The 10298-nt window shown below is 66.3% G+C and carries 9 protein-coding genes; 3 read left to right on the top strand and 6 right to left on the bottom strand.

Annotation, left to right across the window (positions count from 1 at the left end; all coding sequences use genetic code 11):
• From ACE3TU_RS14490 to ACE3TU_RS14480, 3 genes are all read right to left on the bottom strand, one after another.
• Positions 1 to 681: ABC transporter ATP-binding protein (locus ACE3TU_RS14490; protein WP_374625382.1), on the bottom strand; the 681-nt coding region annotated here is incomplete at its 3' end.
• Positions 678 to 1733: a FecCD family ABC transporter permease gene (locus tag ACE3TU_RS14485; protein ID WP_374625380.1), complete on the bottom strand. Its 1056-nt coding sequence runs from the start codon at positions 1731 to 1733 to the stop codon at positions 678 to 680. The genes ACE3TU_RS14485 and ACE3TU_RS14490, both read right to left, overlap by 4 nt.
• A 2-nt stretch (positions 1734 to 1735) precedes the next feature.
• Positions 1736 to 2809 carry an ABC transporter substrate-binding protein gene (locus ACE3TU_RS14480; RefSeq protein WP_374625378.1) on the bottom strand — a complete coding sequence of 358 codons (1074 nt, stop codon included), beginning with the start codon at positions 2807 to 2809 and terminating at the stop codon, positions 1736 to 1738.
• A gap of 200 nt (positions 2810 to 3009) precedes the next feature.
• Between ACE3TU_RS14480 and ACE3TU_RS14475 the strand changes: the two genes are divergently transcribed.
• Both ACE3TU_RS14475 and ACE3TU_RS14470 read left to right on the top strand, forming a co-directional pair.
• Entirely contained in the window at positions 3010 to 4140 is a 1131-nt protein-coding gene (locus tag ACE3TU_RS14475; protein WP_374625376.1) for a glycoside hydrolase family 172 protein, read from the top strand.
• Between the two features lie 110 nt (positions 4141 to 4250).
• On the top strand, positions 4251 to 5405 hold the full coding sequence (locus tag ACE3TU_RS14470) for a mandelate racemase/muconate lactonizing enzyme family protein (RefSeq protein ID WP_374625374.1): 1155 nt from the start codon (positions 4251 to 4253) through the stop codon (positions 5403 to 5405).
• 93 nt (positions 5406 to 5498) lie between these two features.
• Here ACE3TU_RS14470 and ACE3TU_RS14465 read toward each other — a convergent pair whose 3' ends face one another.
• Both ACE3TU_RS14465 and kdgD read right to left on the bottom strand, forming a co-directional pair.
• The gene (locus ACE3TU_RS14465; protein WP_374625372.1) at positions 5499 to 6836 is read right to left on the bottom strand and encodes an enolase C-terminal domain-like protein; all 1338 of its coding nucleotides are present in this window, start codon (positions 6834 to 6836) and stop codon (positions 5499 to 5501) included.
• Positions 6833 to 7771, bottom strand: coding sequence for a 5-dehydro-4-deoxyglucarate dehydratase (kdgD, locus tag ACE3TU_RS14460; protein ID WP_374625370.1), 939 nt, complete (start codon positions 7769 to 7771; stop codon positions 6833 to 6835). Before kdgD ends, ACE3TU_RS14465 begins: the two co-directional genes overlap by 4 nt.
• A 155-nt stretch (positions 7772 to 7926) precedes the next feature.
• Between kdgD and ACE3TU_RS14455 the strand changes: the two genes are divergently transcribed.
• A complete protein-coding gene (locus tag ACE3TU_RS14455) occupies positions 7927 to 8922 on the top strand; it encodes a mannonate dehydratase (RefSeq protein ID WP_374625383.1) in 996 nt (331 codons plus the stop codon).
• Positions 8923 to 9035: 113 nt separating this feature from the next.
• On the opposite strand, the gene ACE3TU_RS14450 is transcribed toward ACE3TU_RS14455, so the two are convergent.
• Positions 9036 to 10298 (bottom strand): ABC transporter permease subunit (locus tag ACE3TU_RS14450; RefSeq protein WP_374625368.1); only part of this gene is annotated, 1263 nt, incomplete at its 5' end.

Raw genomic sequence — 10298 nt, 5'->3', positions numbered from 1 at the left:
CCGCATGGGCACTCCATAGAGCCGCTCAAGGGTGCCGGGATTGATGGTTTCGGCCACCGGTCCGAACAATGGAGCCCCGTCGGGCATCAGCAGCAGGGCATCGTCGGCCGTCGCGAGGGCGTGGTTCGGATCGTGCGTAGTGAAGACGATGGTGCGGTCGCGCGGCGTGCGCAGGTCCGACAGCAGGCGCAGCAACCTCGCCTGGTTGTGCAGATCGAGCGCCGATCCCGGCTCATCGAGAACCAGGACGCCGGCACCCGTGGCGAGGGCGCGGGCCATCAGGACCAGTTGACGCTCACCGCCCGACAGGCGGTCGAAGCGATGGGTGGCGAAGCGGTCGGCGCCGACCCGCGCCAACGCTTCGGCAGCGGCGGCGTAGTCGGCTGGCCGGGGCTGCCCGAAGAGGCCGAGCCCGGCGGCCCGGCCCATCACCACCACATCGCGGACCAGGTAGGCCTGGTTGCTGGAGGCGTGTTGCGGCACGTAGCCGACGACCCGCGGCGCGCGCCGTGCGCCAGAGTCGAGACGCTGGAAGCCGAGCAAGGCCCGCAGCGCAGTGGTCTTGCCACGCCCGTTCGGCCCGAGCAGGGCGAGGCTGCGACCGTGGGCGACCGCAAAGCTCAACCGATCCAGCACGGTGCGCGTGCCGAAGCGAACCGTGGCGTTCTCGAGACCGATCACGAGTGCGATTTCTCCCCGAAATGGCGCCGCAGAAGCACGGCAAAGACCGGCGCGCCGACAATGGCGGTGAGAACCCCGAGCGGGATCTCGGCCGCGGTCGCGGTACGGGCCAGGGTGTCGATCACCACCATGAAGCCGGCGCCCAGCAGGGCCGAGGCGGGCAGCAGGCGACGGTGATCGTGCCCGACGACGAGACGCGTGGCATGCGGGATGACAAGCCCGACCCACCCGACGATGCCGGACACCGCGACCTGGCTGCCGACCACCAGCGCGACGAGCGCGAAGACGATCCAGCGCTCGAGATCGGGGCGGGCTCCGAGGCTGCGGGCCTCGCCATCATCGAGCGACAGGATGTTGAGGCGGAAGCGCATGGACCAGAGCAGACCCAGCCCCGCGAGCAATACCGGGGCGGCGATCAGTACGCGTTCCCAGGTTGCCGTCGCGAACGAGCCCATCAGCCAGTAGACAATTGCGGGAAGCGAGGAATTGGGATCGGCGACGAACTGGATGAGTGACAGGAGCGCCGAGAACAGCGAGCCGACGACCATGCCGGACAGGATCACGGTGATGATCTCGGTGCGGCCGTCGACGCGGGCGATCAGACCGACGAAGACCAGCGCGGAGAGGCCCGCGGCGAAGACCAAGCCGAGCAGCGGAAGACCCCAGATGCCGACGAGGATGGCAAGGGCGCCGCCGAACGCGGCACCCTGCGAGATGCCCAGCACCTCCGGCGAGACGAGCGGATTGCGAAACACCCCCTGAAGGGCCGCGCCGGTGATGGCGAGCGCAGCGCCGGCCAGGGCGGCCAGCACCACGCGGGGCGTACGGACCAGCAGGACGATCCGCTCATCCATTGCCTCGACGGCCCGGCCGGGTGCCACGAGCGCCTGCCAGAGCACCTCGGCGGCGCGCTGCGGCGACACGGCGAAGCGGCCGACGCACAGGCTGACGAGGACGCAGCCGACAAGGAGCAGCGCGAGGGCGACGGCCACGCCGGCCCAGCCCGGCGGAAGCGCTGCCTCGCCTGGCATGTCTCCGGCGACATCGCTCATGCTCAGTTCGCCCGAAACTGGTCGTAGCCGGCGGCGTCGCCCTGCTGTGCCATCCAGAGGATGCCGTCGATGTCGGCATCGCCGAGCTCGTAGTTGTAGAGCTTGCGGTAGGCGGCCTTCATCTCGGCCCTGAGGTCGTAGTCGAAGGCGTCGGGGTGGAGGAGTTCGGCCAGCCACATCCAGGTCAGCGGCGACTCCTGGTTCGGCGGATCCCAGCGATAGCCGCCGAGCGGCATCTTGTAGACGCGCCTCGCCTGGGCGGCCTTGGTGAGCGACAGGATGGGATCGGTGTAGACCCAGCTCACGTCGAGATTGGGCTCGAAGCTGTTGAGCAGGATGACATCGGGGTCCCATTGCGCGATCTGCTCGCGGTTGATCGAAACCGAGCCCTCGAGCTCCGCCGAGGCGCTTCGACCACCGGCGAGATCGATGTACCAGGCATTGTAGTTGCCCTTGCTGCCCGAGGCGGTGATGTCCGAGAGAGAACGGCCGAGGTAGAGCACGCTCGGGCGGGCATCGGCGGGCAGGGTCGCGACCTTTGCCGCGATGGCCTGCTGGACGTCGTCTCGCCAGGCGACCAACTCGGGGATGCGCTCGGGTCGGCCGATGGCGGTCGCGACCATGGTCATGTACTGCCGGGTCAGCTCTTCGGTGCCGTACTTGATCAGCAACGTGGTGAGGCCGGCATTGGTGATCGGATCGACGATCTCGGGACCGCGTCCGCCCCACTGGATGACGAGATCCGGCTCGACTGCCGCCAAAGCCTCGACATTGGGCATGAAGTCGGTTCCGGTCACCGCGTCCGAAATGCTGGCGGCGTCCGGGAAAATCCGGCCGAGAATGCCCTCGCGGATTGCCGTCAGCGACAGCGGGTTGAGGCCGACCAGCTTGTCGGACGAGCCATCGAGCGAAATGACACCCGACGCCATCGGCATGGGAATGGTGACGACACGCATGGCCGCCTCGGGCAGCGTCACCGTGCGATTCTCGTGGTCGGTGATCACGATGTCGTCGGCAATGGCCGGCGTGACGATCAGGGCTGCGGCCAGCAGGCCGGCCAGGGTCTTCGAGCTCATTCGGTGGGGTCCCAGTTGGCTTCAGGTCAGGGTGCGGCGTTCGCGTAAACACTGACTACATCACTCATGTTTTTGACGCCAGCCTAAATATGATTGTTGTGATCATATTTTTGTCCGCATCGGCGCCGCCGCGACGGACTCGAACAGATCGGAGCGGTCGGCTAGGCTGCTCCCCTGTCCGGTGCACAGGAAGAGGGACGATGGCACGCACATTCAACGGTCTAGGGGTCGACCTGGGCAATCTTCATCGCCTGAGCACCGCCCGGACCCGCTCCATCTCGCCCGAGAACTTCACAGGAGAGAAGGGCCGCGGCGGCATGGCGACCGAGGGGACCGGCAAGGTCCATGCCAGGGGACTCGGCAAGGATGGCAGCGGGCTGGGCGTCAAGGTTTCGCCCTCGATCCGGATCGAGCCGGGCGAGACGCGCGTCCTCGGCGAGATTCGCGGTTCGGGCGCGATCCAGCAGATCTGGCTGACAACGGCGAACCTGAGATGGCGCGACCTGATCCTCAGGATCTGGTGGGACGACCAGCAGCATCCCTCGGTGGTGTGCCCGGTGGGCGACTTCTTCTGCTCGGGCTGGAACCAGTTCGCGCAGGTCTCCTCGCTCGCCGTGTGCGTCAACCCGGGCCGCGCTTTCAACTGCTACTGGCAGATGCCGTTCCGCACTGCGGCGCGGATCGAGATCGAGAACCGCGACCCGGACAACTCGGGCATCATCTACTACCAGATCAACTACACGCTGACCGACGTACCGGAGGATGCGGCGTATTTCCACGCACAGTTCCGCCGCACCAACCCGCTGCCTTACGGGACCGACTACACAATCGTCGATGGAATCAGCGGCGCCGGACACTTTGTCGGCACCTACATGGCCTGGGGGGTGAACAATTCGGGCTGGTGGGGCGAGGGCGAGATCAAGTTCTTCCTGGACGGCGACCGGGAGTTTCCGACCATCTGCGGCACCGGCACCGAGGACTATTTCTGCGGCGCCTACAATTTCGATGGTGGCGTGGTCGACGACACCATGGAGAGCCGATACCGCGAGTTCACCACGCCCTATTCCGGCCTGCCGCAGGTGCTGAGGCCCGACGGTACCTACCGCAGCCAGCAACGTTTCGGCATGTATCGCTGGCATATCGCCGACCCGATCCGCTTCGAGACCGACCTGCGCGTCACCATCCAGGCGCTGGGGTGGCGGACCGAGAAGAAGGACCGGCGCTATCTGCCGCTGCAGGACGACATCGCGTCGGTGGCCTACTGGTACCAGACCCTGCCGACGACGCCGTTCCCCGACCTGCCGGACCGCGACTACCTGGAGATCATCTGAAACGGCGTTAGCCGCGCGTTAGGTTGCTCAGCACACTCGACGGCCCCCGGACACGCCGCTAAGCTGCCGGTCGGCCCGGAGGAGAGCCGGCCTAAGCTGTTGAGGGACAAATGAAGATCACGTCGGTGAAGACGGCCGCGACGACCGGCCATTGCATGCATCTGTGGGTTCGCATCGAGACCGACGCTGGAATCACCGGACTGGGTGAGTGCGTGCATGGCGGCTATCAGGCGATCGCCATCATCAAGGAACTCGAGGAGCGGCTGATCGGACGCGATCCGTTCGCGATCGACGCGATCTTCGAGGAGACGCGGCGGAGCCTCGTCTTCGAGGGTGGCTTCGCCGGCGCACTGATCACGGCGCTCACCGGCATCGAGATCGCGCTGTGGGATCTCAAGGGCAAGGCCCTCAAGGTGCCGATCTACGAACTGATGGGCGGCAAGTTCCGCGACGACATCCGCGTCTACTGCGACTGCGAAGTCTCACCCGGGATGAACATGGCCGAAGTGCAGGCCGTGGTGGACGAGGTGCTGGAGGCGGGATTCACCGCGCTCAAGGTCGACCTCGACATCCGCGCCTACGGTCATACCGGCTCGGAAACCGGCTGGTACGAGAAGGACAAGTTCAACATGACTCCCAACAAGTGGGAGCATGACCGCATGGTGCAGCTGGCCGAGATGGTGGTGAAGGCTGCCGGGCCATCGGTCGACGTGGCGACGGACCTGCACACAAGGCTCGACAAGCACTCGGCGATCCGGCTGGCCCGCGACCTCGAGCACCTGAAGCTGCTCTGGCTCGAGGAACCCGTGCCGCCCGAGAACATCGACGTGATGGCCGAGATCACCCGCTCGACCTCGACACCGATCTGCGCCGGCGAGAACCTCTACCTGAGGCACGGCTTCCGCAAGCTGCTGGAACAGCAGGCGGTCGACATCATCATGCCCGACATCCCCAAGTGCGGCGGCCTCAGCGAATGCCGCAAGATCGCGGAGATGGCGGACCTCTACTCGATCCCGTTCGCGCCGCACAACGTCTCGTCGCCGATCGGCACGATGGCCTCGGCGCAGGTCTGCGCCACGGTGCCGAACTTCCTCGTGCTGGAGTTCCACTGGTTCCACCGCGACTACTGGAAGACCATCACCGATGGCGGCGAGATCATCCAGAACGGCCATATCAAGATCACCGACCGGCCGGGCATCGGGCTGGAGCTGAACTACGACGTTGCCAAGCAGCACCAGTATCCGGGAACGACCTGGTTCGAGTGAGTCCGGCAGGGCGGCAAGCGCGGTGCCCCTCCACCACCCTTCGGGTGGTTCCCCTCCCCCGCGACGCGGCGGGGGAGGATGCGGCGTCCGGCCCTATCGCACCAGGGACGGCCGCTTGGGATCGAAGCTCCATCCATCGATGAGGTACTGCATGGCCATCGCATCGTTACGGCTGCCGGCAGGCAGGCTCCGATAGAGGGCGTGGGCCGCCGCCAGAGCCGCCTCGTCGAGCTCCACGCCCAGTCCCGGCCGTTCCGGCACCGCCACCTTGCCGTCGACGATCCTCGGCGGCTCGCAGGTCAGGTGCTGCCCATCCTGCCAGATCCAGTGGGTATCGAGCGCGGTGATGGTGCCGGGCGCGGCGGCGCCGACCTGGGTGAACATGGCGAGCGAGATATCGAAGTGGTTGTTGGAGTGCGACCCCCAGGTCAGCCCCCAGCGATGACAGAGCCGCGCCACGTCGATCGATCCGCGCGGCGTCCAGAAATGCGGATCGGCGAGGGGGATGTCGACGCTGTGCAGCTGGATGGCATGACCAAGCTGGCGCCAGTCCGTGGCGATCATGTTGGTCGCGGTCCGGATGCCGGTGGCGCGACGGAACTCCGCCATCACCTCACGGCCGGAATAGCCGTTTTCGGCGCCGCAGGGATCCTCGGCATAGGCGAGATGGGGCTTGATCGCGGTACAGACCGCGATCGCCTCTGCGAGTGACCAGGCGCCGTTCGGATCGACGGTGATGCGCGCCTCGGGGAAGCGCAGCGCGAGCGCGGCGATGGCCTCGCCTTCCTCGGCCCCGCGCAGAACGCCGCCCTTCAGCTTGAAGTCCCGAAAGCCGTAGCGGGCCTCCGCCGCCTCGGCGAGACGGACGATGGCAGCCGCATCGAGGGCAGGCTCGTCGCGCAGCCGTTCCCAGTCGTCGCCGGCAGAGTCGGGGCCGCGATAGGCGAGCGGCGTCTTGTGACGATCCCCGACATAGAACAGGTAGCCCAGCATCTCGACCTGATCGCGCACCTGCCCGTCGCCGAGCAGTTCCGCCATCGGAATGCCGAGCGACTGCCCCATCAGATCGAGCAGCGCGCACTCCAGTGCCGCCACGGCGTGAATGGTGATCCGTTCGTCATAGGTCTGGCTGCCGCGCCCCCGCGCGTCCCGGGCGGCAAAGGCCTCGCCCACCTGCCGCAGCAGCGTGCGGTAAGCGCCGATCTGCCGGCCCTCGAGCAGCGGCCAGGCGTCTGCAATGGTACGCGCGATGGCCTCGCCGCCCGGCACCTCGCCGAGCCCGGTGTGACCCAGGCTGTCGGTCAGGATGACGATATTGCGGGTGAACAGCGGCGCGTGCGCCCCGCTCAGGTTGAGCAGCATGGAATCGTGCCCGGCAACCGGCACGACCCGGAGGCCGGTGAGCGTGGGGGACGAGGAGAGACCGCTCACTTGCGCGGGCCCGGCGCGACGTCCCCGTGACCGGCGATCAGGGCCTCGAGGTCGGCGTAGGACTTGGCGTCGAGATCGGTCAGCGGCGGCCGGACGGGGCCCCCGGGACGACCGACGATGCGGGCACCGGCCTTGACGATCGCGACGGCATAGCCGCGGCCGCGATTTCGGATGGCGGTATAGGGCAGGATGAAGTCCCGCAAGCCGGCCTCGATGGTCGGCACGTCCTCGGCGCGAACGGCATTGTAGAAGCCGCGGGCGAAGTTCGGCATGAAGTTGAACAGGGCCGAGGAGTAGGTGGCGACGCCCATGGCCAGGTAGGGCCGGGCGAATGTCTCCGCCGTCGGCAGGCCGCCGACATAGACCAGCCGATCGCCGAGCAGGCTGCGGGTCCGGACCATCAGTTCGATGTCGCCGACACCATCCTTGAGCCCGACCAGGTTGGGGCAGCGCTCGCAAAGGCGCGCGACGTTCTCTGCATCGACGATGGCGTTGTCGCGGTTGTAGAGGATGACGCCGAGGCTGGTCGCCCGGCACACGGCTTCGACATGGGCGGCGAGGCCCTGCTGGCTGGCGTTGATCAGGTAGGGCGGCAGCAACAGGATACCGTCGGCTCCGGCACGTTCCGCGCGCCTGGCGAGGTCGATGGCCATGGCCGTGCCATAGCCGACGCCGGCGAGGACCGGCAGGCGCCCCCGGGTCACTTCGACACTGGTCGCGGTGACCTTTTCCACCTCATCGGGGGTCAGGGAGAAGAACTCGCCGGTCCCGCCGGCGGCGAAGACCCCGGCCGGACCTGCGCCGATGATCCACTCGAGGTGCTCGCGAAAACGCTGCTCGTCGAAAGCAAGCTCGTCCGTCATGTGGGTGATCGGGAAGGAGAGCAGGTCCCTGGCGATGGCCTCGGCCATCGGCTGCGGTGCGAATTGTGCCATTTGAGATGTTCGGCCTTTCCCCTTATTGCCATTCAGGTCAAGCTATTGGGCGTGGTGGCGTGGGTCCAGCCTCAATTGCTGCGAGCCTGGACAGCGTTGTGGGCGACCGCCCGGCCGCCCAAAAAATGCGCAAGTATCCTGAGGAGGGGATCGGCATGTATCTCGGAACGCAGAATCGGGTCACGACGGACGACGAATACCGCCAGCTGGCGCAGCTGGGGGTGCGGCACGTCAATGCCGATCCAGACGGCAACCCGCACGACTGGACCCTCGATGTACTGCAGCGACACCGCGACCGGCTGGAGCGGCTGGGCCTCGTGCTCGACATGGTGCAACTGCCGCTCGAGTCCCTGCCGATCGAGAAGCAGAGCAGCCCGGACATCCTCAGCATGGGACCCAATCGCGATCGACAGATCGAGTCGATCTGCCGTCTGATCGAGAACGTCGCGAGGGCCGGCATCCCGGCGGTGAAGTACAACCTCAACATCATCGGCATCCCGCGCTCGGAGTTCGAGGCCGGACGAGGCGGTTCGAAGAACTCCACCTTCCGCTGGGACAAGATGGACCAGAACGCACCGCCCAGCATGGTGGGCGAGCTGTCGGAAGAAGAGAACTGGGAGCGGATCGACTATTTCCTCGAACGCGTCGTGCCGGTGGCCGAGGCCAGTCGGGTCCGCCTCGCCTGCCATCCGCACGATCCGTACACGCCGCCCGGCTATCGCGGCATCACGCGGGTGCTCGGCACGGTCGAGGGACTGAAGACCTTCGTCCTCATGCGCGAGAACCCCTGGCACGGTCTCAACTTCTGCATCGGCTCGGTCGGCGAAATGATGGACGACCCGCGGGCCGAGATCAACGCGGCGATCCGCTGGTTCGGCGAACGCGGCAAGCTGTTCAACATCCACTATCGCAACATCAAGGGACGAAAGCTCTCGTTCATGGAGACCTTCCCCGACGAGGGCGACATGGACATGTGGGGGGCGATGAAGGTGCTGGCCGAAGTAGGCTACAAGTACATGGTCATGCCCGACCACGTGCCGCACCTCTCCGGCACGCCGAACGATGCGGTCGCGTTCTCCTATTGCTTCGGCTACATCCGCGCGCAGCTGCAGATGCTGGCCGAAACGCACCCCGGGTCGGTGGAACTCTAGGGGACAGGAGAGGCCGCGCGCCCTCTGAAGCAGGGGCAAAAGGCAGCCGCCGCGCCCGAGACGGACGCGGCGGCTCTTGTTCTGCGCTCCCCCGGCGGGAGAACCCCTCGGTCTTAGCCCTTCACCGCACCCACGGTCAGCCCGCCGACGAGGAACCGCTGGGCGTACATGTAGAGGATCGCCACAGGGATCGCGGTGAGGAGCGAAGCCGCCATCAGTTCGCCCCAGGGCAGGATGTCGCCCACCACCATCGACTGCAGCCCGATCGGCAGGGTGCGGAGCGATTCCGAGGTGATGAAGACGAAGGCGAAGAGGAACTCGTTCCAGGCATTGGTGAAGGCGAACAGGGCCACCGACAACAGTGCCGGCGCCGCCAGCGGCAGGGTGATGCGAATGAAGGCATAGAGCCGGCTGGCCCCGTCGATCATCGCCGCTTCCTCCAGTTCCACCGGGATCGAGCGGAAGTAGCCGATCAGCACCCAGGTGGCGAAGGGAACGAGGAAGGTCGGGTAGGTGGTGAGCAGCGCGCCGTAGCTGTTGATCAGCCCCAGATCGCTGAGAGTCTGATAGAGCGGAATGAAGATCAGCGTCCCCGGCAGCAGATAGGTGATCAGGATGGCGGTGGTAAGCAGCCCGGCCCCGAGGAACTTGAGCCGGGTGAGCGCATAGGCCGCCAGGGCGGCTATGGCGACCGAGATGATGGTGGCGAGCGTCGCGACCAGCACCGAGTTGCCCAGCCAGACCAGGAAGCGCGAGCCGAAGATCAGCTCCTGATACTGGTTCAGCGTCGGCGGATCAGGCCAGAAGATCGACTGACGCTGGCTGATCTGGGTGGTCGTCTTGAACGAGGTGATCAGCACCCAGTAGAACGGGAACAGCACGAACACCATGATCGGCAACAGGATCAGGATGCGGATGCCGATACCGACCCGCTCGCGTTCCTGTGGCTTGAACACGGGCCTCGAGACCGAACCGGTCATCCGCTTGCGCAGCGACTGACCGAGCCTTTCGAGGCCGCGGTTGAGCATGTCGAACGGCCAGAACAGCACATCGAGCACTGCACTGAAGATAGCTCCGAAGACCTTTCCGATGCTGCGGCCGAGCCCGTTCTTCTGCACGCCTGCGGCGCGTTCGTCATGCCGCATGTACTTGGAGAGCAGGTAGATGAGGAAGGCCATCAGCGGCGCAACCGAGAGCGCGATGGCCGAGCCCGGGCCGTACTGCAGCGAACCGATCGCCTTCTCGTAGGCGAGGATCGAATAGAGCCGGGTAGCGCCGCTCGGGCCGCCACCGGTCATCAGGAAGATGAGGCCGAACTGGTTGAAGGTCGAGATGAAGCTGAGCAGCAGCACGACGAGGATGACGTAGCGCATGCC

The sequence above is a fragment of the Devosia sp. genome (assembly GCF_041917035.1).
Lineage (GTDB): Bacteria > Pseudomonadota > Alphaproteobacteria > Rhizobiales > Devosiaceae > Devosia_A.
This window is presented reverse-complemented; position numbering and strand designations above follow the sequence as displayed.

Excerpts from the sequence above, each read along its gene's own strand:
- ACE3TU_RS14480 (WP_374625378.1), bottom strand. The coding sequence starts at position 2,809 with ATGAGCTCGAAGACCCTGGCCGGCCTGCTGGCCGCAGCCCTGATCGTC.
- ACE3TU_RS14475 (WP_374625376.1), top strand. The coding sequence starts at position 3,010 with ATGGCACGCACATTCAACGGTCTAGGGGTCGACCTGGGCAATCTTCAT.
- ACE3TU_RS14470 (WP_374625374.1), top strand. The coding sequence starts at position 4,251 with ATGAAGATCACGTCGGTGAAGACGGCCGCGACGACCGGCCATTGCATG.
- ACE3TU_RS14485 (WP_374625380.1), bottom strand. The coding sequence starts at position 1,733 with ATGAGCGATGTCGCCGGAGACATGCCAGGCGAGGCAGCGCTTCCGCCG.
- ACE3TU_RS14455 (WP_374625383.1), top strand. The coding sequence starts at position 7,927 with ATGTATCTCGGAACGCAGAATCGGGTCACGACGGACGACGAATACCGC.
- kdgD (WP_374625370.1), bottom strand. The coding sequence starts at position 7,771 with ATGGCACAATTCGCACCGCAGCCGATGGCCGAGGCCATCGCCAGGGAC.